The organism is Sphingobium sp. MK2 (assembly GCF_040170545.1).
Taxonomy (GTDB): domain Bacteria; phylum Pseudomonadota; class Alphaproteobacteria; order Sphingomonadales; family Sphingomonadaceae; genus Sphingobium.
In genome coordinates, this window is record NZ_JAZDXA010000011.1 from 1 (window position 1) to 23,407 (window position 23,407).

Below are 23,407 nucleotides of genomic sequence, written 5' to 3' on the forward strand. Positions count from 1 at the left end.
CTATCGCTTTCGTTTCGAACCATGAAATCCGGCCATCTCGTTTGTCGTCACCCGGCTACCGAATTTGTCGTTGCACATGTCTGCCGTTCGAGGTCGGCCTCCACGCCTTGCCGGAGGAACGAATGGCGCTGTCAGCGCCCACTCCGCGTCCGTCATATCCGATGGATATCGCAGTCCCTCCCGGCTATGCTCGCGCCGGGCAATACCAGTCCATGTCACCATTCACTCCATCTCTTCGCAAAGAGGTGTGAATCACAACATGCTGGTATTGCTCAACAACTTTCGGTTCGGGCACTGAGCCGCGGACGGCTCTCACTGTGACCATTTTTGTGACCTGACACCTCCAGCTTTTCTGGGCAGTTAGACTTTTTCGTGTCTGTGACCGGATTAATCAGCGGGTCTGTGCCCGGTAAAATCAGCTGGTCGGCATAGGGCTGGAGATGCTTCACCGACATGTGCGCATAACGCCGCACCATCGACTCCGATTTCCATCCCCCCAGCTCCTGAAGCACCCAGGTGGGCACATCATTCTGCCGGAGCCAGGTCGCCCAGATGTGCCCCAGATCGTGTCGGCGCAAATCCTCGATCCCGCAGGCCTTCAATGCCGCACGCCAGGTCCGCGTGTTCGCATCGGCAAGGCGCTTGCCCCGAAATGTGAACACATGAACCGGATGCTTGCCCCTCTGCCGCCGTAACACGCCAAGGGCACCCTCGTTCAGGGGAACGCCAAGCGCCTCCCCGTTCTTGGTCTCGCCATGCCCGATCGTGACGATGCGCCGGGTCATATCGACCTGATCCCATCGCAGATGGAGTATGTTGCCCTGACGCAGGCCGGTCGACAAAGGGAACAGCACCACCTTGCGCTGGTGTTCAGGAAGCCGATCCATGAGCTCGGCAGCCTGATCGTGGGTGAGAAACCGCACCCTGACCCGGCCACTACGCGCATAGGTCTTGAACGCTGGCACATGCGCAATCCATTCCCATTCCCGCATCGCCTTCCGGAAGATCGCGCGGATGGCCCAAACAGTGCTTCGAGCTGCTCGCGCGTGGTCATGTAGGTCATAAATTCTCAGCTTTCAGCCATGCGCCCAGTAGGGCCCCTGAACGCCATGCTACTTGTATTGCGCTGATCTTGAGCCCCCCCTGCGCCAAAGGACGATCCAGCCAAGCAAAATCTGGCGCTTCCGTCTGACCATCCGAGCGAAGACCTACAGGATGGCCTTGAACTTGAGGTAGCAAAATGCCACCTCTAAAATAAGAGGTGATCCATGGCCCAGTCCATCAAGCTTGGCGACGACATCATGAAGATCGTGCGCCGGGAGTCCGAGTTGCAGAGCCGCTCGATTGCCGGCCAGATCGCGCATTGGGTCCGCATTGGCCGCGCTATCGAAAAATCCGGCAATTTCGATCACGCCCGCATTACTGCGGCCCTGGCTGGCGAGATGGAGACCACCGACCTCACCGACGAGGAGAAGGATGTCTGGCTCGACAGCTTTGTCGAGCAAATGGGGCAGCCCAGTCCGGACGAGACTGCCTTCTTTGCCCGGCGGCGGCTTGGTCTGGGCGTTGGTCTCGATGAGAGCGGCAATCTGGTGCGTGAGAAGACTGCACGCAAGGCATGAAGCCGACGATAATCGTGCTTGCCGGGCCAAACGGTGCTGGCAAGTCCACGCTCTACGAGACCCGCGTAGCGCCGGGTTTCGCCGGTCCGTTCATCAACGCCGACATCATCCAGCGCGACGAACTGCGCGACCCCTCCCCAGCCGCGTCCTACGAAGCGGCCAATATCGCTTCTGCGCGCCGGGCCGACTATCTCGCCCAGGGCCGTGATTTCGTGACCGAGACCGTCTTCTCGCACCCGTCCAAGCTTGAACTCATCGACAAACGGGCAACCGAGGATTCACGGTCATCGTGATGCATGTGGGCGTCGATACGCCGGACATCTCCGTCGCACGTGTCGGCACGCGCATCCAGGAAGGCGGGCATATCGTACCCGAGGGCAAGATTCGTACCCGTTATGCGCGCGGCGCCCCTCTCATCCGCGCCGCAACCCTCAACGCGGATCGCGGCATGGTCTTCGACAACTCCCGCCTCAACCAGCCGCCGAGCCATTGCCTGACATTTGCGAGCGGGCGTCTGGTCTTCGCGTTGCCGCGCCTTCCTGGCTGGATCAGATCGATTTATGAAGCCAACCTTGAGGTCTATGGCACCACAGTCGGTAAGACGGGGCCGGAAAACCAGTGAATGGCGTAGCGCTAACCAAGCACGCAAAGCCGATGTGGGTCCGGTCCGCGAACTCCCATACGGGGGCCGCAGCCATAGGCTGCATCGGAGGCCGGACAGACGAGAGCAGCTAACTACGTGCCAGACCTCATTTAACGCTTACATCTATCGGGGCGTCCACAGACGATCAATCGGCATCGGATTACTCGCGGACATGAAAGGATGGGTTGCCGACCTTTGCGCCATGAACGAAGCCCGAAGGTGATGTGCCAAAGCTCTTGAACGGAATAACAGATGGAAAAGACAACGGCTGAAATGCTCGGACAGCACATCGCTGGTCGGCTTGTCGCCGGGGAAGGCATGCATTCATCGCGGAGTGCGCTGGCGCAGATATTTTCCCGCGATCCGGCGCAGGACAGCTTCATCGTGCCCGCAGTCGCCGAACCGCTGCTGGTCTGTTTCCTCACTGGCATGGTGTCCGTGGAGGAAAGATCACCGGGCGAGGACTGGCTGGGGAGCGAGGTCGGCGCGGGCAGCTTCTTCATTATTGATTCAGATGAACCCTATGCGCTGCGCTGGCGGTCGCATTCGGGCGAGCCGTTCGACGTACTGCACCTTTATCTGAGCTTGCCAATGCTGGAGCGCGCAGCAAGCGAGCTTTCCGGCACGGCCGAACGTCCGGCGCTTCGCGAGGTATCCGGTGCGCGCGACGCGGCCCTGGAACGTCTGATCGCGACACTGTTGGACGAACTTACCGCGCCGCACCCGAACAGCGCGCTTGTGATCGACAACATCGCGCAAGTCATCGCCATACATCTGGTGCGTCACTATCGTGATCCGGCACGTCGCACGGTTCATCGTCGCAACGCGCTACCCGCCCTCAGGCTTCGCCGCGCTACCGAGCTGATGGCGGCGGAACTGACCGAGGATTTCAGTCTCGCTCGCTGCGCGGCGGCGGCCGGGATGAGCGAGGCGCATTTCAGCCGCCAGTTCAAGCGCGCGACCGGCTATGCCCCATCGCAATATTTCATCCGGATGCGGATTGCCGAGGCACGCCGCTTGTTGCGCGAAACCAATCGATCGATCATCGAGATCGGCATGGAAGTCGGTTATTCCAGCCCAAGCCATTTTGCGCAGGTGTTCCGCAAGGAAACTGGTCGATCGCCAAGTGCCTATCGCAACGGCTGATTTGAACGCCACAATTCACGCCTTCATCAATTCGATTTGAGCAAAATGCCGACAGGGTCCGCAAGACCCCAAGCGAAGTGCCCGCCAGTCAGCGGCATATCGGCCGAGACGCCACCAAGGCGACGGGCCAAATCGTTCAGGGGATCAGCGCATTGGCCATATTCAGCAGCGATCCCAATCTGGAGAAATTCAATGACCAGCATCGCATCGAATATAAATGAGGTGGGCGGCAAGGTCGCCATTGTTACAGGCGCGGCCAGCGGCATCGGGCGGGCCATCACCGAACTGCTGCATGCGCGCGGTGCCAAAGTTGTGGCCGAGGACATCCACCCGGCAGTCAAGGAACTGGAACGTGATGGCATCGTCACACTGGTCGCCGACGTGACGGTTGATGGGACAGCCGAACAGGCCGTTGCTCTGGCACTCAGCACGTTCGGAACGCTCGACATCCTGGTAAACAATGCCGGTCGCATCCTGTACAAGAACATGGTCGACATGACTCGTGAGGAATGGGACTGGCAGATGCAGACCAACGTCACCGGCGCCTTCATGCACTCCCGCGAAGCGCAAAAGGCGATGATGGCCAACAGGTCGGGCGCTATCGTCAACATTGCCTCTTATGCGTCCTACTTTGCCTTTCCCGGCATCGCTGCATACACAGCGTCGAAGGGCGCGCTCGCCCAGTTGACCCGTACCCAGGCGCTGGAAGCCATAGAATATGGTATTCGCGTCAACGCAATCGGCGTGGGAGATGTCGTTACGAACATCCTCAACCATTTCCGCGACGATGGTCGCGAGTTCCTTGCCGAACATGGCAAGTCGGCCCCGATCGGTCGTGCGGCCGACCCGCTTGAAATTGCTGAGGTGGTTGCCTTTCTGGCCTCAGATCGAGCGAGCTTCATCGTCGGCGCGGTCGTCATGGCTGATGGCGGTATGACTGTCCCTGTCGGATGATAGTGACGACGGCATGGCTTCCAGCGGACCAGGAGTTCCTACGACCATCAATGGCAAGGCTGAAAATGCCGCCGCAAGGATCATGAACCTTACCGATGGACAAAGAGTGGACCGCATCGTCGGGGTCGATTTTGGCACCAATCTCGACCTCGACGTGGCAGTTCTCAAGTGCAACGCAACGATTGCGGCATATTCATCGATCGACAGCCGCGAACCAGTGCTGCCGTTCATGCCAATTGAATCATCAAGGCATTTCGAGAGGAAGATACTACCTACGCATTCGTGCCCAATCGCAAATTTTTCGCCGCAAAATCTAATATTTTGTTTCGTCCGCTCCGCATACATACTTCTCTGCGCTTCGCAGAGCTTTTCACGGGCGATCAGATCAAGCCTCGAAAGGCCAAAGCAGGGGCTGATCAGCCGCCGGAAACAAAAAAAGATATGTGACCAGGTTTTTTCGATATACCCAGATCAAACAACAAGGTTGATGCAGATGCTCATCCGCCCTCTTCGGGCATATGCGAGTTTTTGCGGCTGTCCCGGCTACTCACTTGTTCATCACCTTGCCTGCCATAGACCCTCTCTTTCAGGAGCGGTGCCTCCCAACAAACGCCGCGCGATTCACTTCTCGCTAAGCATCCAGCTTAACGTATCGCGCAAATCACAAAGAGGGCGTTGCCCCAACACGCCCTCAAGCTTGCTGCGGTCACCCCATAATGTTTTGACTTCATTCGCCCGAACAAAGGCCGGATTGACCCTGACCGAAAAGTCATGCCCTGAAATCTGCTGGATCAAGGCGATCACATCGCGCAGGGAATAGGCAGTGCCGGAACATATGTTGAACGTTTCGCCCAGAGCCGCAGGCTGATCCAAAAGCGCGGCATAGGCCGATGCAACATCTCGCACATCGGAGAAATCACGGGAAACATCCAGATTGCCCAACTCAATCTCCTTCGCGCCCTGTCGCACATGATGGACGATTTTGGGTATGAGGAAATCGATCGACTGCCCGACGCCTGTATAGTTGAACGGCCGGGCGATGATGATGGGCAAACGATCGCGATAGAGTTTCGCAACAAATTCCATCGACAATTTACTGACCGCATAGTCATTGACGGGGTCAGGGGAAACAGTTTCGGATATCGCCCCACTGACGCGATTGCCGTAAATGTTCGCACTGCTCGCCAGCAGTACGGCATCCACATTGCCGACCGTGTTGACAGCCTCCAGCAGATTGCGACTACCCAAGATGTTCGTGCGATATATGTCTTCGACAACCCCATGCGCGACATAGGCGATCGCCGCCAGATGGACGACCTTATCAGGCTTGAGGTCTGCAACCGCATCCGTAAGTGCTTGCGTATCGGTCAAATCGCACACGCGCGACGCCAATAAACCGTCGACAGGATTGCTTGCTGGCTTGTGCGACAGGCCCATGACGTCATGGCCCTGGCGGGCCAACAGGGGGGTCAGATAGCGTCCGGTGAACCCATCTGCGCCTGTGATCAATATTCTGCTCATAGGTTTCCCACCCTGGCTGCGACATCGGGACGATGGCGGTTACCCATGCGTTGGGCGATCGCCGCGCACCTGATTTTTACCATCGACTGTTCGTACGAGCATCAGAATGATGCGTTCATCCGATTTCGTACAATGTCAGCGTCCACCATCATCTTGCACAGTTGTTCCAAGCTCGTCTCCGGCTTCCAGCCAAGTTTGGCGGTCGCCTTTTCGGGATTGCCGATCAAAAGATCGACCTCCGCCGGACGATAAAAACGCGGATTTACGCGCATGACGGTCTTGCCCGTGGCGACATCCTTGGCGACTTCCGTATCTTCGGCACCGGAAAATTCGACCTCAATCTCCGCAGCCTTGAATGCCATCCGCACGAAATCGCGGACCGTCTCCGTGCGGTTAGTGGCCAGTACATAGGTGTCAGGCTCATCAGCCTGCAGCATGCGCCACATGCCTTCGACATATTCCTTGGCAAAACCCCAGTCACGCTTCGGGTCGAGATTGCCCAGTTCCAGGCAATCCAGCTTGCCGAGTTTAATCTTGGCAACCGCGTCGGTGATCTTCCTGGTCACAAACTCACGGCCGCGCAGCGGGCTTTCATGGTTGAACAAAATGCCGCTACACCCGAAAATATCGTAGCTTTCACGATAGTTCACGGTGATCCAATGCGCATAAAGTTTGGCGACGCCATAGGGGCTGCGCGGGTAAAAGGGTGTATCCTCGGCCTGCGGCACGGCCTGGACCTTGCCGAACATTTCCGAGGTACTGGCTTGGTAGAAACGGATTTTGGGGTCTACGATCCGGATCGCTTCGAGAAGGTTAAGCGGTCCAACGCCCGTAATCTGGGCGGTGGTGATTGGCTGATCGAAGGAAACCCCGACAAAGCTCTGCGCGGCAAGGTTATACACTTCGCTCGCATTGGCGGTCTGCAACAGGCGGATGCTTGAAGCCAGATCCGTAAGATCATATTCCACAAGCTTGAGATTGGGATGCTGGCTGATCCCAAGCTCTTCAATCCGCCAGAAATTAACGGAGCTGGTGCGGCGATATGTGCCGTAAACTTCATAGCCTTTTTCCAAAAGCAATTCGGCAAGATAGGCACCGTCCTGACCAGTTATGCCGGTAATTATTGCGGACTTCATATAGACCTCACGATGAATATTTTGTTTATTTCTAATTTAATTAAATAATATTCAAATGCTTATCTGGCGACATGTCATCTTTATCCAAAGATTTCATACCCCTTTTTCGGCATTGTCCCTGACAATTCTCAATACCGCACCATTGAGCGATGCCGCCCGTTCGCTATCCGCGCTTTCCGTATAACAACGCAATTCGGGCGCATTGCCGCTGGGGCGCAGGTGAACAATATCGCCGCTGTCAAAAGAAATACGCAAACCATCGGTTGTGTCGAAATGGATGGCTTGTCCGCATAGTGCGCCAAACATATGCGTAAGACGAGCCAAAATATCCGCGTCACTGCCCGTTTGAAGACGGCGGATCAGCGACTGACTTTGCGCCGTTGGAACATTCTGCAGGCGATCGCTGAACGTGTAGCGCTGCGGCAATTGATCCTGCAACATGGACAGCGCCAGCCCTCGTCGCTTGGCATCCACCAGCACGGCCATGATCGGCAACACCGCGTCGCGCGTCGGCAGCGCGGTCAGATGCCGCCCCCCCATGTCGACCGGCGTGGCCAGCAGGAAACCGCCATTGGCTTCATAGCCGCATATCGTGGTATGCTTGGCCTTAGCCAATTCCTGCATGGCCTCTATGACGAAGGGAGAGCCGATGCGGGTTCGGCGCACGTCGTCGAACATGCCGCACAGTTCAACCGCACTGTTGCAACTGACCGGCGTGGCCACTGCCTTAATCCCTAAGGCGCGGGCACATAAGATACCCAGTATATCGCCCCGCATCCAGTTGCCATTTTCATCCGCCAGCAACGGCCGGTCCGAATCGCCATCGGTGGAAAGGATTGCATCCAGATGCAATTCGTCAGCCCATTGGCGCGCCAATATCTGATCTTCCGGGCGAACAGCTTCGGTATCAACCGGAATGAATGTCTCGGACCGGCCCAGCCGATAGGCCTGCCCGCCCATCTGTTCGACCAGCATGACCAGCAAGTCACGACCGACGGCCGAATGTTCATAAATGCCCAGACGCAATCCTTGCAGCGCCTGCGCACCGAAAAAATCGACGTAACGCGCCACATAGGCCGCCGTGACATCGACAAGCGGGTCCATCTCCGGGGTCGCCAGCAGCATTTCGTGCGCATCGAATATATCCGGCACGTTCACACGCTGGGCGCGCATGGCCAGTTCGTCCGCCTTGAGGATTTCGCCATCCGGGCGATTAAATTTGATGCCATTGCGATCGTCCGGAATATGGCTGCCAGTCACCATCATCGACGCCATGCCCCGTGCAAAGCCGTAGGCTGCAACGGCAGGCGACGGCACGAAGCCGCAATAGTCGACATGGCCGCCCATATGGATGATGGCTGCGGCACAGGCCGCCATGATCCGGGTTGAAGACGGGCGAAGATCGCCGGCGATGGCAACATGCTGGCCGGGCGAAAACAGTCCTTCCGCTTCAAGATGTTGCAGAAAACCCATAGTGTAGGCGAAGCATACACGATCGGTCATGGCGCTCACCAGGCCACGGGCACCGCTTGTCCCGAACGCAACCCCCGAATGGGACATGATATCCGCGACGGACATATTCTGCGTCATAAAATCCCATATGTGCCAGTGATGATAATATTGGTGCAGGGAACAAAGATTATTGCACGACCCGTTGCCCTGCGTTCTTGATCGCTTCCGTGACACTGCGGACCTTCTGAGAGTCACCGCGACGCATTATCATGACCTCGCCCTTGGACACTATGACGATAAGATCGTCCATATCCACCAAGGTAACGCGCGGTCCATCGCTGTGGACCAGGCAGTTACGCGCGTCCAGCAACAGGGCATCCCCGCGCACGGCATTATCCTGCGCATCCTTTGCGCTGACCGCATGCAAAGAGTCCCAACTCCCTACGTCGGACCATCCCATATTGACCGGCGCGCAGGCGATGCGCGCTTCACGCTCCATGATCGCATAGTCAATCGAGTCCGATGGGCAGGCGGCAAAAGCCTCCGGCGCAGGGAAAATATGCAGGCCCTTGCGTTCGGCTTGCACCATAGAGGCCTCTACCGCAGCCATCATCTCTGGCTGGTGATGCGCAAGCGCCTCCAGATAGGCACCTGCACGGAACAGGAATATACCGGCATTCCAGACATATGTTCCAGCCGCGACCATCTTTGCCGCCGTCGCCGCATCCGGCTTTTCGACAAAACTGACCACTTTGTGGACCAGAGGGCCGACAGGATCACCCATCTCGATATAGCCATAGCCCGTCTCCGGGGACTCGGCCTCAATCCCGAATGTGACAAGCAGGCCTTCGGAAACCAATGGCAGCGCGCGGGTTATGGCATCGTGAAAAGCTGGCAGATCAGCGATGATATGATCGCTCGGCATAACGAGCAGAATATCGTCCGGTCTTGCGTCCAGCGCGGCAAGTCCGATCGCAGGGGCCGTGTTGCGGCCTGATGGTTCGAGAATGAGGCGATAATCATCGACCCCGATCGCGCGCAACTGCTCATCGACAACAGCGGCATGCGCGGCATTGGCGACGATAATCGGATTGCCCACCAAAGCACCGGCATAGCCAGCCGTGCGTTCTACCGTAAGTTGCAGCATCGTCTCATCCGCCGTCAACGGTAGTAATTGTTTGGGCCTTTCGGGCGTAGACACTGGCCACAACCGAGTTCCCGATCCACCAGAAAGAATAACCGGGATAATACACACAGATTTGCTGGCCATATTTCGCCTAGTTAGCACATCAAACTTTAATCGCCTGTAACGCTATCGTAACAGTGTTTTATCGACGATATGCCGTCCTATGAGCGTAAATCGCAGACTTGCCAAGCCTTTACGGCGAGCGGAAAGCAAAGCCCGGCAGACATAATTGGCGGGCAAAGCGGACCCCAAGGAGGGGCCGTTCGCACAATGGACGGCAGAAACCGACCGAGGCGTTCCAAAGCCGGGCCAACCTGCGTTGCGCCGCCAAGGGCATGGTTTTGGGCATAGCCAAAATTCCCATCCTCATGACCTTGATCGCTCTGCTTTACTGTCGGCATGATGGATACAGATAGATTGGGGCCTGGAATGCCTGCCCCTCCCCGCCACATCCCCCTTGCAACCCCTACGACACCCCGCCTATCAGCGGCGCAAAGGGATAAAGAGGATTGCGGGCCGATGAGCTATTATGATGTTCTGATCGTGGGTGCGGGCCATGCCGGGGCGCAGGCGGCGATTTCATTGCGCCAGCATGGCTTTGAAGGCAGCGTCGCGATGATCGGCGACGAAAAAGACCCGCCCTATGAGCGCCCACCCTTGTCCAAGGAATATTTCGCAGGCGACAAGAGTTTCGACCGCATCCTGATCCGTCCGGCCACCTTCTGGGGCGAACGCAATATCGACATGTTGCTGGGCCGCCGCGTCAAGAGCGTCGATCCGGTCGGCAAGTTCGTGACGGTGGGTGGCGAAGAAATCGGCTATGGCAAGCTGATCTGGTGCACCGGCGGCACCCCCCGCATGCTGACCTGCAACGGCGCGGATGCGTCCAACGTCCATGCCGTCCGCCGCCGCGACGATGTCGATGCGATGATGGCGAAGCTCGACAGCATCAGCCATGTCACGATCATCGGTGGCGGCTATATCGGCCTGGAAGCCGCCGCCGTGCTGACCAAATTCGGCAAGACCGTAGTTCTGCTCGAAGCACTCGACCGCGTGCTGGCGCGGGTCGCGGGCGAACAATTGTCGCGCTTCTACGAAGCCGAACATCGCGCCCATGGCGTCGACCTGCGCACCGGCGCGCGAATGGATTGTATCGAAGTGGTCGACGGTAAGGCGACCGCTGTCTTGATGGAAGATGGCGAGCGGATCGAGACCGACATGGTGATCGTCGGCATCGGCATCATCCCCGAAACCGGCCCGCTCATCGCGGCGGGCGCGGCGGGCGGCAATGGCGTGGATGTCGACGAATATTGCCGCACCAGCCTGCCCGACATCTATGCCGTGGGCGATTGCGCCGCCCATGCCAACCGCTTTGCCGGTGGCGCGCAGATGCGGCTGGAGTCGGTGCAGAATGCCAATGATCAGGCCAAGGTCGCGGTCGCGCACATATTGGGCAAGGAAGAGGCCTATGACGCGGTGCCCTGGTTCTGGTCGAACCAATATGATCTCAAGCTCCAGACCGTCGGCCTCTCCACCGGCTTCGATCAGGCGATCACCCGCGGCGACCCGGCGACGCGCAGCTTCTCCGTCGTGTATTTGAAAGGCGGCAAAGTCATCGCGCTCGACTGCGTCAACATGGTCAAGGATTATGTCCAGGGCCGCGCCCATGTCCTGTCCGGCGCGGCACTCGACCTCACACAACTCGCCGATGCCAGCGTGCCGTTGAAAGAAGTCGGGCTGGCCTGAAAATCTCATCCTCCCCTGGTAGGGGAGGTGGCTGGCCAAAGGCCAGACGGAGGGGTGTCACGCCATCAAGCTGGTGACACCCCTACCCCCGAAAACTGGCCTTCATCGCCAACTCCCACGGCCCCCCGCGATAATGCCACGCCGCCAGCCCGGCGATCGCGAACGGGCGTGGCACAAATTCCGCGCGTAACCGCTCCGCCAGCGCCTTCGCCTCGGCCGGCGCAACTTTGTTCTGCACGGTAACATGCAGCCGGGGTCGCGCCTGGTCCTGCGGCGTCAACAGGCCCGTAAACGCCTCCGCCAATTCGTCGCGCATGGCCGCCAGTTCCGGGCTGTCGATGCGATACCCCACCCCCCGCCCCAGCATCATGACCTCGCTCAACCGGGCAGCCGGTGCCGGGCCACGACACAAGGCCTTGAGCCGATCGCTCACCTCCCCCAACAGCGAAGGCGGCAAATGATGGAACAGCGTGATATGCGCCGACAGAAAATTGCGCTCCGGCGGAAAATGCGCGCGGCGCAGCCCGTCCGCCCAGGCGAAGTCCGCCGCCCCCATCAGCGCGCTGACGATGATGGGGGCCGGTGAGGCCGCCTCAACCAGCCGGATGCGCCTTCAGCCATTCCAGCACGGGTTCGGGCTGGGTTTCGCCATAGGGGTCTTCATCTTCGCCGCTATCGTTGATCCCCGGTTCCTCGAACCAGGCGACGATCTTGCCGTCTTCCACGACCATGGCGTAGCGCCAACTGCGATCGCCAAAGCCCAGATGGTTCTTCTTGATCAACATGCCCATCCGCCGGGTGAAATCCCCCGACCCATCGGGCAACAGCTTCACATTTTTGAGGCCCAATTGCTTGCCCCACTGGAACATGACGAAAGCGTCATTGACCGAGATGCAATAGACATCATCTACGCCCACCGCCTTGAAATCCTCATAATAGCGTTCGAACGCCGGGCATTGCTCGGTCGAACAGGTCGGCGTGAAAGCACCGGGCAGCGAGAACACCACGGCGCGCTTGCCCGCGAACAGATCGCCGGTCTGGACATCCTGCCAGCGATAGGGGTTCGGCCCCTCGACGCTTTCGTCGCGCACCCGCGTCTTGAGCGTCACATTCGGTACGGTTCTTCCCAGCATAGCGCGTCTCCAGATAAGGACTGCCACTTTTGCGCGGCGGCAATTGGGTATATGGTGCCTCTGCGGCGGAACGGCAATCGCCCGCCGCTCCTTGGGGGAGGAGGATATCCATGCACACGCCACGATTCTTCATCATCATCGCCGTCATCCTGCTGCTATGGAACCTGATGGGCGTCGCCGCTTTCATCATGCAATATGGCGCGGACCTGACCGAACTGGCCAAGACCGATCCGACCACTGCCCAGGCCTTCGCGACCATGCCCAACTGGGTCTGGCTGATCTACGCCATTGCGGTCGGCGCGGGGGCGATCGGCGCGTTATTGCTGTTGATGCGCAAGGCAGCAGCGGCAAGCCTATTCCTCGTCTCGCTGATCGCGGTGCTGGTCCAGTTCGGCTATACGCTGCTGGGCACCGATCTGGTCGCGATCAAGGGGGTAAGCGCTTTAACCTTCCCCGCGGTGATCATCCTGATCGCGGTCGTACAACTCCTCTATGCCCGCGCCTTGGTGGCAAAGGGCGCGCTGCGCTAAGGGCGTCAAAGCTCGCCGCGCGCCCGGCGAATCTCAAACCATTTGCGCACATTCTCATTATGCTGCTGATAGGTGTCGGCAAAAATGTGGCCGCCCTTCCCGTCCGCAACAAAATAGAGCGCCTTGGTTTCGGCCGGATGCAGCACGGCGAGGATCGACAACCGCCCCGGATTGGCGATCGGCCCCTTGGGCAGGCCGACCATTGCATAAGTATTATAATCGTTGACGTCGGCAATCTCCGACTTGCGGATGCGACGGCCCAGCGGCTTGCCGCGCGTGATCGGGTAGATGATCGTCGGGTCAGCCTGCAACATCATATTGGCGCGCAGGCGATTGCTGTAGACGCCCGCCACCGTTGGCCGTTCGGCGGCAACAGCGGTTTCTTTCTCGACGATGCTGGCCAGTATGATGGCTTCCTTGGGCGTCTTGGCAATCGTGTTGGGCGCGCGTTCGGCCCATAATTTGGTGAGTTCCTTGTCCATCGCCGCCTGCATGCGCTTCAATACGGCCGCGCGCGGCTCACCCTTGTCAAAGGCATAGCTGTCGGGCAGCACGCTCCCCTCCTCCGGCACGGGAATGTCGCCAGTCAGTTGGTCGTTCGCCATCAACCGCTCATGCACCAATATGGAGGGCATGCCTTCGGGAATGGTGATGAGCCGGGTCAGCGTCTTGCCACCCTGCAGGATGGACAGGATGTCGCTGTTGCTGGCCCCGGCGGGAATGACGAACTCCCCCGCCTTGATCGGCTTACCCGCCCCGAATATCTTGGCCCGCGTCAGGAAGGCATCGGCCGACCGCACCGCGCCCGCCTGTTTCAGCAACACCGCCGCATCGGACAGCGTAGACCCTTCGCGCACGACCACGCTGACATCCTGGGTAGCCGGTCCCTGTTCGGTCCAGCCAGCGACAAAGCGAAAGGCAATGAAGGCCGCAACGGCCAGGCCGATCAGCAGGACGATACAGCCCAGTCGTTGCTTCGAATTCCGGCCAGATCGTCTTGCCATCATCACCATCGCCCCAGAGGAATATCCACGACCCTAAATCTTCCTCTTATATGCAGGGCTATCGTATATGGCACCCAACCTATCAAAAGTCGTCACCCTGAACTTGTTTCAGGGTCCATTTCTCCCCACGAGCCGCCGCTGGTGGGGCATAATGGATGCTGAAACAAGTTCAGCATGACGAAGGAAAATGGGGGCGTTCCATATGCGATAGCCCTCCCCTTACGGGGGAGGATTTTCGTCCTCAGATCGCCTTCATGATCAGCGAAGCATTTGTGCCGCCAAAGCCGAACGAATTGTTCAGCACCGCGCGAACCTTCCGCTCCTTGGCGACATGCGGGACGAGGTCGACCCCCTTGCAGCTTTCGCTTGGTTCATCCAGGTTCAGCGTCGGCGGCACGATGCCGTCGCGCATGGCGAGGATACAGAAGATGCTTTCCACCGCGCCCGCGCCACCCAGCAAATGGCCGATCGCCGACTTGGTCGAACTCATCGACATCGCGCCGATCTGGTCGCCGAACAACTTGCGCACCGCGCCCAGTTCCAGTTCGTCGCCCATCGGCGTCGACGTGCCATGCGCATTCACATAGTCAATATCTTCAAGGCTCAGGCCCGACTTTTTGAGCGCCATCTGCATAGACCGGAACGCGCCGGAGCCTTCCGGATGCGGCGCGGTAACATGGTAAGCATCGCCCGACAGGCCATAGCCCAGCACTTCGGCATAGATTTTCGCGCCGCGTGCCTTGGCCCGCTCATATTCTTCCAGAACGACGACGCCCGCGCCTTCGCCCATCACGAAGCCATCCCGGTTGACGTCATAGGGACGGCTGGCGCGCGTCGGATCGTCGTTGAAATTGGTGCTGAGCGCGCGCGCCTGCGAGAAACCGGCGATACCGATCGGGCAGATCGCGCTTTCCGCGCCGCCCGCCAGCATCACATCGGCATCGTCCATCGCGATCATGCGCGCGGCGTCACCGATCGAGTGGGCGCCGGTCGAGCAAGCGGTGACGACCGCATGGTTCGGCCCCATCAGGCCATATTTGATGCTGACCTGGCCGGAGATCAGGTTGATCAGGCGGCCATGAACGAAATGCGGGCTGACCCGGCTCGGTCCCTTGTTCGCCAGCACCAGCGATTCGCTCTCGATGCCCGGCAGGCCGCCGATACCCGACCCGATCGAACAACCGGCGCGCAGCCGCTCTTCTTCGGTCATGTTGAGCAGGCCCGCGTCGCGCAGCGCCTCGCTCGCGGCGGCGATACCGAAGACGATGAACAGATCGACCTGGCGCTGAATCTTGTGATCCACTTCCAGATAGGGGTCGAAGCCATATTCATGCTCTTTGGGCTTCACTTCGCACGCGATGCGGCACTTATAGTCGGTCGGGTCGAACCGCGTGATCGTCGCCGCGCCCGATTTGGACGCAATGATGTTCTTCCATGTGGTTTCCACATCCCCGCCAAGCGGGCTGACCATGCCAAGGCCGGTTACGACGACGCGACGCATATATTTGCTCCGAAATAGTCTCTTTGACGCAATGTAGGTATGGCCAATCCGCCCTGCAAACGCTGCATCAGATACGAAAAAGCTCCCCGCGCTCCGGGGTTACCGGACAGGAGGAGCCATTTCCTAACACGAAAGGCGGCCCGCATCTGCGGGCCGCGAAACGCCTTACTGCTTGCTGTCGATATAATCGATGGCATCCTTGACGGTGGCGATCTTCTCGGCCGCATCGTCGGGGATTTCGACGCCGAATTCTTCTTCGAACGCCATGACCAGCTCAACGATGTCGAGGCTGTCAGCGCCCAGATCGTCGATGAAGCTTGCATCCTCGGTCACCTTGTCGGCTTCAACGCCCAGATGCTCGACGACGATTTTCTTTACGCGATCCGCGGTCTCACTCATGAGTGGTCCTTCTTGACTGGTATCGTTGGTGGTTGTGAATAACCGTTAAGGCAATGCCCTAGTGCCATGCGCCGATAGAGGCAAGAGGCAAGGCCGCCAAGTCCTTTTCAATCTGCCGGTCGATCATTTCCCAACGATCTCGACCTTATCGCGCCATTTACCAAAATTTCAGCCGGATCTGCAAGGGTGGCCGCCATGGCCGCCCTCTCCCTTACCGATCAATGGGTCACACGCGCGCGGACGCGGCTGGTGGCCTGCTGCATGCTGGCGGCCACCATCCTTGGCCTGCTCTTCCTGTTCGCAAGCGCGCACGGCACGGTGGATTCGCTGGGGCGGCCGCTTGGCACCGACTTCTCCAATGTCTGGACCGCCGGGTGGATGGCCGATCATGGCCGCGCTGCGGAGGCATGGGACTGGACGATCCAGCATGATGTGCAGCGACAGGTGCATCATGATCCGGCCATTCCCTTCTATGGCTGGCATTATCCGCCACCCTTTCTCATCATTGCCACCTTGCTGGCGCAACTTCCCTATGTCGCGGCATTGCTGATCTGGCAGGGCGTGACGCTCTCGCTCACCCTGTTGCTGGTCAAGCATATCCTACCTGCGGAACGCGATGCCTGGCTGCTGGCGCTGGGTGCGCCTGTGGTGTTGATCTGTCTTGGCCATGGCCAAAATGCCTTCCTCACGGCCAGCCTGCTGGGCGGCGGGATGCTGCTGCTCGATAGGCGCCCCTGGGTGGCAGGCATGTTGCTTGGTGCGCTCGTCTACAAGCCGCAATTCGCTGTGCTGATCCCCGTCCTCATCCTGGCGCGCGGCAATCTGCGCGCCTTCATCGCGGCGAGCCTGACCGTCGTCGCGCTGTGCCTGCTGACATGGGCGATATGGGGTTGGGCGGTGTGGCAGGCGTTCATCGATTCCCTGCCGCTGACCCGCCATATCATCGTCGAAGCGGGCGCGACCGGCTGGGCAAAGATTCAAAGCCCCTTCGCCGCCATCCGCCAATGGGGCGGATCAATCCCCCTCGCCTATGGCGTGCAGGCGGTGGTTACCATCTGCGCCATCATCGCCGCAGCACTGATTGCGCGCCGGGGGAGCATGGCCTTGCGCGGCGCGGCCGCCCTCAGCGCGGCCCTGCTCTGCACCCCTTATGTGCTGGATTACGACCATGTGTTGCTCGGCGTCGCCATAGCCTTTGTCGCGGCGGACATGCTCAAACGCGGCACGTTGCGGTGGGAGCCGACATGGCTCGCTTATGCCTGGCTCGCGCCGCTCTTCGGACGGGCGGTGTCTGACCTGACCCTGATCCCCGTCAACCTGATCGCGGCGATCGCGATCCTCGCCATCACCGCACGTCGCGCAGCACATTTCGACGCGCTGACCTTGCCATGGGCCGCGCGCCTCACCGCCTATCGGCAATAGCCTTCCTGCCCGGCTACCACGATCAGGCAATCGGTCTTGTCGGCGAGATATTTGAATCCCGTCTCCGCGCCCGTGCCCGGCCGGATCGTCAGCGCCACCCCATCGCGCGTAAAGCGGATCATCGGCCCCTCAGCCATGCCCGCATAATCGCCCTGCCGATCGAGAGTATCCTTGTTGGTCAACGCATAGCTGCCGGGCTTGCCGTCAGGGGCGGGCTGAATATCGAGGAACAGCCCTTCCGGCCCCGTCCAGCGGCCGATCCAGTCATCGGTGGGCAAGCGCCCAGCCGGGCCATCCGCGCTATTGATCGCATCGCTATCCTCGATCGTCTCGACCGTCGGCACGCTGGCCGTGGCGTTAGCGACATTGTTCGTCTCGGCGCCAGGACCACATCCGGTCAGCAGCGCGCCAGTCAGCAGCAACGGCAGCGTGAAGCGAGGCGAAAGGCGGCAGGTCATCGGTCAGTCTCCTTGGCTATCGGGACGAACAAGTCGCGAAACGGCACATTCGATCCCTCTGCGCCAAGACGTCACCTTGCCAGCGCCGCCGTCTATCGCCAAACAGGCCATGTGTGGGGGATGGCGATGATGGGCAGCAAATATAGACCAAGGGCGAAGTTCGTCCGGGAAACACCCGACGTCCGGCGTCAGGCATTGATCGAGGCGACAGCCCGCTGCCTCGCGGAAAAGGGCGTCGGCGGAACCTCCGTCCGCGCAATCTGCGCCCGCGCTGGCGTGTCCTCCGGCCTGCTCACCCATTATTTCGAGGGCGTCAATGCGCTCATCCTCGCCACTTATCTTGATGTCGGCGCGACCGTCTCCGCCGCGCTCGACCAGGCGGTGGAGGAGGCCGGCGATGACCCGCGCGACCGGCTGCGCGCCTGCCTCCAGGCCAATTTCCGCGCGCCCATATTGGACCCGGACCTGCTCGCCACCTGGATCGCCTTCTGGAGCCTTGTCAAAAGCGATCCCGCCATCGCCGCCGTCCATGCGCAAGTCTATGCCGCCACCCGCGCCCAGCTCGAAACGCTGCTGCTCGCCGCCGTGCCGGAAATGCCGCCCGCCCGCGCCCGGCTCGCCGCGATCAGCCTGACCGCGCTGGTCGATGGCCTCTGGCTCGAAATCTGCCTCGATCCCTCGACCTTTTCGGCGGAAGAAGCCCAGGCCATGGTCGAACGCGCGATGATGCTGGCGCTTGGCCAATGGCGCGGTGAGTGGGTCGATCAATCCGATCGGCTGTGATCGCTTTTCTCACTCACCCCATCCGAGAAAACCAATTTCCCTCGACTCGCCCGCTTCCCTACATGGGTCAGGCAACAGCAACCCACATAAGGAACTGGACAGCCCATGGCTCTCATCAACACCACCATCAAGCCGTTCGCAGCGACCGCCTATAAGGAAGGCAAGTTCGTCGACGTCACCGATGCCGACGTGAAGGGCAAGTGGGCGATCTTCTTCTTCTACCCCGCCGACTTCACCTTCGTCTGTCCCACCGAACTGGAAGACCTGGCCGGCATCTACCCGACCCTCCAGTCGCTGAACGTCGAAGTCTATTCGGTCTCGACCGACACGCATTTCAGCCACAAGGCCTGGCACGACACCTCGCCCGCCATCGGCAAGATCAACTATTACATGCTGGGTGACCAGTCGGGCCAGATCACCAACAATTTCGATGTGATGCGCCCCGGCGTCGGCCTCGCCGACCGCGCGACCTTCCTGGTCGATCCCGAAGGCGTGATCCAGTTCATGGAAATTACCTCGGAAGGCGTCGGCCGCAACGCGACCGAACTGCTCCGCAAGGTGAAGGCTGCGCAGTACGTCGCCGCCCATCCCGGCGAAGTATGCCCCGCCAAGTGGGAAGAAGGCGAAACCACCCTCGCCCCTTCGCTCGACCTCGTCGGCAAGATCTAAAAGACGATCCGCAGCGCGGCCCCTTGGTCGCGCTGCCCTGAACGGCCGCCGGGTTGCCCCAAAGGGCACGGAACCCGGCGGACCCTTCAACGCTATCTAAACCGTCATCCTATTCTCATCGGGGTCTTTGGGTCGCACCATCCCCCGAAGGGCCGCCGCACGCCCCCCTCCCTCATATGCGGCGGCGGCCCGCTTTCATGCAACGGAGCAAGGCACGATGTTGGACGCAAATCTCAAAGGACAGCTGAAAGGCTATCTGGCGAACATCACTCAGCCGATCGAGCTGGTGGCTTCGCTGGATGAAGGCGCAAAGTCGCGCGAACTGGGCGAATTGCTGGGCGACATCGCCGAGCTGTCGGACAAGGTGACTATGGTCACCGGCATCGACAAGCGCGTCCCCAGCTTCATGATCCGCCGCGTGGGCACCGACATCGGCGTGCGGTTCGCGGGCCTGCCGATGGGCCATGAATTCACTTCGCTGGTCCTGGCGCTACTGCAGGTCGGGGGCCACCCGTCAAAGGCGGCGCAGGACTTGATTCAGCAGATCAAGGACATTGACGGCGATTTCGCCTTCGAAACCTATTTCTCGCTCTCCTGCCAGAACTGCCCCGACGTGGTGCAGGCGCTCAACCTCATGAGCGTCCTCAACCCCCGCATCAGCCACGTCGCCATCGACGGCGCACTGTTCAAGGATGAGGTCGACAGCCGCAAGGTCATGGCCGTCCCCACCGTCTTCCTCAACGGCGAACCCTTCGCCAGCGGCCGGATGGAACTGGAACAGATCGTCGCCAAGATCGACAGCGGCGCCGCCACCCGCGCCGCCGAAAAGATCAAGGCCCAGGAACCCTTCGAAGTCCTCATCGTCGGCGGCGGTCCCGCAGGCGCAGCGGCGGCCATCTACACCGCGCGCAAGGGCATCCGCACCGGCGTCGCAGCCGAACGGTTCGGCGGCCAGGTGCTCGACACGATGGATATCGAAAATTTCATCTCCGTCTCGCGCACCGAAGGGCCAAAGCTCGCCTCCGCCATGGAAGCGCACGTCAAGGATTATGACGTCGAGATCATGAACCTGCAAAAGGCGGCGAAGCTGATCCCGGCCCGCACCGAAGGCGGCTATCATGAGGTCGTGCTGGAAAATGGCGCTTCGCTGAAGGGCCGCACCCTCATCCTCTCCACCGGCGCGCGCTGGCGGCAGATGGGCGTGCCCGGCGAAGAGGAATATCGCAACAAGGGCGTCGCCTATTGCCCGCATTGCGATGGCCCGCTCTACAAGGGCAAGCGCGTCGCGGTGATCGGCGGCGGCAATAGCGGCGTCGAAGCCGCGATCGACCTCGCCGGCATCGTCGCCCATGTGACGCTGATCGAATTTGACAGCCAGCTCCGCGCCGACGCGGTGCTGCAACGCAAGCTCGCCAGCCTGCCCAACGTCAAGATCATCACCTCGGCGCTCACGACCAAGGTGGATGGCGATGGCGACCGCGTCACCGGCCTGTCCTACAAAGACCGCAACAGCGGAATCGAACATGACGTCGCGCTGGAAGGCATCTTCGTCCAAATCGGCCTCGTCCCCAACACCGAATGGTTGAAGGACGCGGTCGCTTTGTCCCCTCGCGGCGAGATCGAAATCGACGCCCGCGGCGAAACCAGCGTCCCCGGCGTGTTTGCCGCAGGCGACTGCACGACGGTCCCCTACAAGCAGATCGTCATCGCCATGGGCGCGGGCTCGACGGCGGGGTTGTCGGCGTTCGATTACCTGATCCGCCTGCCCGCGAGCGAAGAGGCGGCGCAAGCGGCGTGAGGCCGGGTGCATTGTGCAGGGTTTGAAAGAACGGCCGATCCGGCAACGGGTCGGCCGTTTTTTTGTGAGGGATGAAGAGTGGCTGTTTTGCGTACTTTGCCGCCGTTAAAATGCGCGAGTGGCGATCTGCAATGCAGTCATGTAAGCTCAGTAAGCTCGCCCGGATTGGCTGATCTGCCTTTACTAAGTCTGCAAAGGGTGCCGCGGAAGCGTATAAGACCAGCATACAATCGGTCTCATAGAAACATACCCATAACGGACCAGCCTATCTCGAACTCCGCGTCAGCCCGATTGCGCCGAACACTGCCATGGAATAGCTAAGACACATAGCCGGTCGATTTCTCGATAGGCCGAAGGAGAATTTTTTGATGCTGCTGGAGAGCATTAAGCTCGTCAACTTCCTGAGCTACGGGAAGGACAATCAGGCAATCGAATTGCGGCCGTTGAACGTCATCGTCGGCCCTAACGGGTCTGGCAAATCCAACCTCATGGAAGCAATTGAGCTTCTGCGCGCCACGCCGAAGGATCTGCTAACTCCCATTAGAGACGGCGGCGGGGTGAGAGATTGGCTGTGGAAAGGCGCTACGAAGCCTGTCGCAGAGATAGAGGCTGTGGTGGCTTACCCCAAGCGTAGCGTACCACTTCGCTATATCTTGCGATTTACAGAAGTCGGCCAGCGCTTTGAGATAGTTGACGAACGACTAGAAAACGAAAAGCCAGATCAAGGCCACAAAACGCCTTATCTATACTATCGTTTTGAAAACGGCCACGGCGTTCTGAACATAAATGGAACTAGCCGCCAGCTTCAACACGAGGATATTGACCCAGTTGCATCTATCTTATCGCAAAGAAAAGACCCAATTCAATATCCAGAGCTGACCTATTTGGGAAACACCTTCGGTAAGATACGCCTTTATAGAGAATGGAGCTTTGGGCGTTATACGGTGCCTCGTATGCCTCAGAAGGCGGATTTGCCGAATGAACATCTTGAACCAGATGGCAGCAACCTAGGATTAGTTTTAAATCGACTCCGAAGGGACCCCATGGTCAAGAAGAAACTTCTTGAAGCCCTTCGAACACTGTACGATGGTATTGATGATTTTGATGTGCAAATTGAGGGCGGCACTGTGCAAGTGTTCTTCCACGAAGGGCGATATACAGTTCCGGCGACAAGATTATCTGATGGAACTTTGCGCTACCTCTGTTTACTTGCCGTCCTATGTCACCCCGACCCTGGCCCCCTAATTTGTATAGAAGAACCTGAACTTGGCCTGCATCCTGACGTGTTACCGAAACTTGCCGAGCTTTTAAAAGATGCATCCACTAGGACGCAGTTGATTGTGACGACTCACTCTGATGTACTAGTCGATGCGATGACTGATATGCCGGAAGCAGTGATGGTGGCCGAACGAACGAATGAGGGCACTCGGCTCGAAAGACTGGATAGTAAGAAGCTCAAACCTTGGCTGGAGAAATACCGCTTAGGGCAACTATGGACGCGGGGCGATATTGGGGGAACTCGCTGGTGAAACTTTTTGTAGAAGGCGGCGGAAGCTCAACAGCGTTGAAGTCTGAATGCCGGGAAGGTTTCAAAAACTTTATAACCAACGCTGGAATTGGGAAACGTCCACGCATCGTAGCTTGTGGGAGCCGGTCTGAAGCATATAGTGACTTTTGCACAGCGATAAAAAATAAAGAAGATGCGATGCTTTTAGTTGACAGCGAAGAAGGCGTTTTATCGGGAAGTCAAGAAGGTAATGATAAATCCCGATGGCTACCATGGAACCATCTTGTTAAGAGAGAAGGTGATCTATGGACAAGGCCAAAGGGTAGCGTCGATCTTGACTGCCATATGATGGTTCAAATTATGGAAAGCTGGTTTCTTGCTGATCGCCGCGCGTTGGTAGCATTTTTTGGCAGCGGTTTTAAGGAGGGAAAGCTGCCGGCCGCAGAGCGTGCGGTAGAGGAGATTCCGAAGAACGAAGTATATCGGTCTCTCAAGGATGCCACTGCTGACTGCAAGACCAAAGCACCATACGGTAAGGGTGCCCATTCCTTTAAAATTTTGGCGAGCCTTGATCCCGCGATTGTCACTGCGGCCTCTCCCTGGGCAGCGCGATTTGTAGACGCGCTCAAACAGAAAATGGTATGAAATGAAGAAAGCTGAGTATCTTGTCTGACAATTAAACCACATTTTGGTAACACGGGTTCATGAGTGGCGGCTTTTTGCGGTCACTGCCCCACAAGCGGCCTCTGAAATCCGCTAGTGTTCGCCAAAAGCTCTTCAGTTTTTGACCACCGCCT

Annotated in this window: 25 protein-coding genes and 1 pseudogene; 14 read left to right on the top strand and 12 right to left on the bottom strand. The window is 59.1% G+C overall.

Annotated elements, in window-relative coordinates:
• Nucleotides 1-75 precede the first annotated feature (75 nt).
• Both V2I08_RS06905 and V2I08_RS06910 read right to left on the bottom strand, forming a co-directional pair.
• Nucleotides 76-222: pseudogene (locus V2I08_RS06905) on the bottom strand (transposase); the annotation flags it as partial.
• Nucleotides 223-272: 50 nt separating this feature from the next.
• Nucleotides 273-992, bottom strand: coding sequence for a site-specific integrase (locus V2I08_RS06910; RefSeq protein ID WP_349634458.1), 720 nt, complete (start codon nt 990-992; stop codon nt 273-275).
• 276 nt (nt 993-1,268) lie between these two features.
• Here V2I08_RS06910 and V2I08_RS06915 point away from each other — a divergent pair, with 276 nt between their 5' ends.
• The 6 genes from V2I08_RS06915 to V2I08_RS06940 all read left to right on the top strand — a co-directional run bounded on the left by V2I08_RS06915 (nt 1,269) and on the right by V2I08_RS06940 (nt 4,365).
• Nucleotides 1,269-1,622: a ParD-like family protein gene (locus V2I08_RS06915; protein WP_349634459.1), complete on the top strand. Its 354-nt coding sequence runs from the start codon at nt 1,269-1,271 to the stop codon at nt 1,620-1,622.
• Nucleotides 1,619-1,915, top strand: a complete 297-nt coding sequence (locus tag V2I08_RS06920) for a hypothetical protein (protein ID WP_349634460.1) — start codon at nt 1,619-1,621, stop codon at nt 1,913-1,915. Before V2I08_RS06915 ends, V2I08_RS06920 begins: the two co-directional genes overlap by 4 nt.
• Nucleotides 1,915-2,244: a hypothetical protein gene (locus tag V2I08_RS06925; RefSeq protein ID WP_349634461.1), complete on the top strand. Its 330-nt coding sequence runs from the start codon at nt 1,915-1,917 to the stop codon at nt 2,242-2,244. The genes V2I08_RS06920 and V2I08_RS06925 overlap by 1 nt, the downstream gene beginning before the upstream one ends.
• 273 nt (nt 2,245-2,517) lie before the next feature.
• Nucleotides 2,518-3,411: an AraC family transcriptional regulator gene (locus V2I08_RS06930; RefSeq protein ID WP_349634462.1), complete on the top strand. Its 894-nt coding sequence runs from the start codon at nt 2,518-2,520 to the stop codon at nt 3,409-3,411.
• A 77-nt stretch (nt 3,412-3,488) separates the two neighbouring features.
• On the top strand, nt 3,489-3,632 hold the full coding sequence (locus V2I08_RS06935) for a hypothetical protein (protein ID WP_349634463.1): 144 nt from the start codon (nt 3,489-3,491) through the stop codon (nt 3,630-3,632).
• Nucleotide 3,633: 1 nt separating this feature from the next.
• The gene (locus V2I08_RS06940; RefSeq protein ID WP_349634464.1) at nt 3,634-4,365 is read left to right on the top strand and encodes an SDR family oxidoreductase; all 732 of its coding nucleotides are present in this window, start codon (nt 3,634-3,636) and stop codon (nt 4,363-4,365) included.
• A gap of 621 nt (nt 4,366-4,986) precedes the next feature.
• Here the strand turns inward: V2I08_RS06940 and V2I08_RS06945 are convergent.
• From V2I08_RS06945 to V2I08_RS06960, 4 genes are all read right to left on the bottom strand, one after another.
• Nucleotides 4,987-5,886 carry a GDP-mannose 4,6-dehydratase gene (locus tag V2I08_RS06945; RefSeq protein ID WP_349634465.1) on the bottom strand — a complete coding sequence of 300 codons (900 nt, stop codon included), beginning with the start codon at nt 5,884-5,886 and terminating at the stop codon, nt 4,987-4,989.
• Between the two features lie 101 nt (nt 5,887-5,987).
• A complete protein-coding gene (gene gmd, locus V2I08_RS06950; RefSeq protein ID WP_349634466.1) occupies nt 5,988-7,022 on the bottom strand; it encodes a GDP-mannose 4,6-dehydratase in 1,035 nt (344 codons plus the stop codon).
• Nucleotides 7,023-7,115: 93 nt separating this feature from the next.
• Nucleotides 7,116-8,612: a phosphomannomutase gene (locus V2I08_RS06955; protein ID WP_349634467.1), complete on the bottom strand. Its 1,497-nt coding sequence runs from the start codon at nt 8,610-8,612 to the stop codon at nt 7,116-7,118.
• A gap of 49 nt (nt 8,613-8,661) precedes the next feature.
• Nucleotides 8,662-9,744: a mannose-1-phosphate guanylyltransferase/mannose-6-phosphate isomerase gene (locus tag V2I08_RS06960; RefSeq protein ID WP_349634468.1), complete on the bottom strand. Its 1,083-nt coding sequence runs from the start codon at nt 9,742-9,744 to the stop codon at nt 8,662-8,664.
• A gap of 435 nt (nt 9,745-10,179) precedes the next feature.
• Here V2I08_RS06960 and V2I08_RS06965 point away from each other — a divergent pair, with 435 nt between their 5' ends.
• Nucleotides 10,180-11,406 carry an FAD/NAD(P)-binding oxidoreductase gene (locus tag V2I08_RS06965; RefSeq protein WP_349634469.1) on the top strand — a complete coding sequence of 409 codons (1,227 nt, stop codon included), beginning with the start codon at nt 10,180-10,182 and terminating at the stop codon, nt 11,404-11,406.
• 82 nt (nt 11,407-11,488) lie between these two features.
• On the opposite strand, the gene V2I08_RS06970 is transcribed toward V2I08_RS06965, so the two are convergent.
• Both V2I08_RS06970 and V2I08_RS06975 read right to left on the bottom strand, forming a co-directional pair.
• Entirely contained in the window at nt 11,489-11,962 is a 474-nt protein-coding gene (locus V2I08_RS06970) for a 2'-5' RNA ligase family protein (protein ID WP_349634470.1), read from the bottom strand.
• Between the two features lie 37 nt (nt 11,963-11,999).
• Nucleotides 12,000-12,539 (bottom strand): peroxiredoxin, encoded by a 540-nt coding sequence (locus V2I08_RS06975; protein ID WP_310223011.1) that lies wholly within the window; start codon nt 12,537-12,539, stop codon nt 12,000-12,002.
• Nucleotides 12,540-12,649: 110 nt separating this feature from the next.
• Between V2I08_RS06975 and V2I08_RS06980 the strand changes: the two genes are divergently transcribed.
• A complete protein-coding gene (locus tag V2I08_RS06980) occupies nt 12,650-13,069 on the top strand; it encodes a sugar transporter (RefSeq protein WP_349634471.1) in 420 nt (139 codons plus the stop codon).
• 5 nt (nt 13,070-13,074) lie between these two features.
• On the opposite strand, the gene mltG is transcribed toward V2I08_RS06980, so the two are convergent.
• The 3 genes from mltG to V2I08_RS06995 form a co-directional block, all read right to left on the bottom strand.
• Complete coding sequence (gene mltG / locus V2I08_RS06985; RefSeq protein WP_349634472.1) at nt 13,075-14,076, bottom strand: endolytic transglycosylase MltG; 1,002 nt, start codon at nt 14,074-14,076, stop codon at nt 13,075-13,077.
• A 238-nt stretch (nt 14,077-14,314) separates the two neighbouring features.
• Nucleotides 14,315-15,574 (bottom strand): beta-ketoacyl-ACP synthase II, encoded by a 1,260-nt coding sequence (gene fabF / locus V2I08_RS06990; RefSeq protein ID WP_349634473.1) that lies wholly within the window; start codon nt 15,572-15,574, stop codon nt 14,315-14,317.
• A gap of 165 nt (nt 15,575-15,739) precedes the next feature.
• Nucleotides 15,740-15,973: an acyl carrier protein gene (locus V2I08_RS06995; protein ID WP_310223017.1), complete on the bottom strand. Its 234-nt coding sequence runs from the start codon at nt 15,971-15,973 to the stop codon at nt 15,740-15,742.
• 195 nt (nt 15,974-16,168) lie between these two features.
• Here V2I08_RS06995 and V2I08_RS07000 point away from each other — a divergent pair, with 195 nt between their 5' ends.
• A complete protein-coding gene (locus V2I08_RS07000; RefSeq protein ID WP_349634474.1) occupies nt 16,169-17,395 on the top strand; it encodes a glycosyltransferase family 87 protein in 1,227 nt (408 codons plus the stop codon).
• Here the strand turns inward: V2I08_RS07000 and V2I08_RS07005 are convergent.
• Complete coding sequence (locus V2I08_RS07005) at nt 17,383-17,853, bottom strand: hypothetical protein (protein ID WP_349634475.1); 471 nt, start codon at nt 17,851-17,853, stop codon at nt 17,383-17,385. The two genes, V2I08_RS07000 and V2I08_RS07005, sit on opposite strands and share 13 nt — an antisense overlap.
• A gap of 120 nt (nt 17,854-17,973) precedes the next feature.
• Between V2I08_RS07005 and betI the strand changes: the two genes are divergently transcribed.
• The 5 genes from betI to V2I08_RS07030 all read left to right on the top strand — a co-directional run bounded on the left by betI (nt 17,974) and on the right by V2I08_RS07030 (nt 23,255).
• A complete protein-coding gene (gene betI, locus V2I08_RS07010; RefSeq protein WP_349634584.1) occupies nt 17,974-18,636 on the top strand; it encodes a transcriptional regulator BetI in 663 nt (220 codons plus the stop codon).
• Nucleotides 18,637-18,741: 105 nt separating this feature from the next.
• On the top strand, nt 18,742-19,305 hold the full coding sequence (ahpC, locus tag V2I08_RS07015; RefSeq protein WP_069066515.1) for an alkyl hydroperoxide reductase subunit C: 564 nt from the start codon (nt 18,742-18,744) through the stop codon (nt 19,303-19,305).
• Between the two features lie 217 nt (nt 19,306-19,522).
• Nucleotides 19,523-21,103, top strand: coding sequence for an alkyl hydroperoxide reductase subunit F (gene ahpF, locus V2I08_RS07020; RefSeq protein ID WP_349634476.1), 1,581 nt, complete (start codon nt 19,523-19,525; stop codon nt 21,101-21,103).
• A gap of 368 nt (nt 21,104-21,471) precedes the next feature.
• Nucleotides 21,472-22,632 carry an AAA family ATPase gene (locus V2I08_RS07025; RefSeq protein WP_349634477.1) on the top strand — a complete coding sequence of 387 codons (1,161 nt, stop codon included), beginning with the start codon at nt 21,472-21,474 and terminating at the stop codon, nt 22,630-22,632.
• A complete protein-coding gene (locus V2I08_RS07030) occupies nt 22,629-23,255 on the top strand; it encodes a DUF4276 family protein (RefSeq protein ID WP_349634478.1) in 627 nt (208 codons plus the stop codon). The genes V2I08_RS07025 and V2I08_RS07030 overlap by 4 nt, the downstream gene beginning before the upstream one ends.
• Nucleotides 23,256-23,407: the final 152 nt, after the last annotated feature.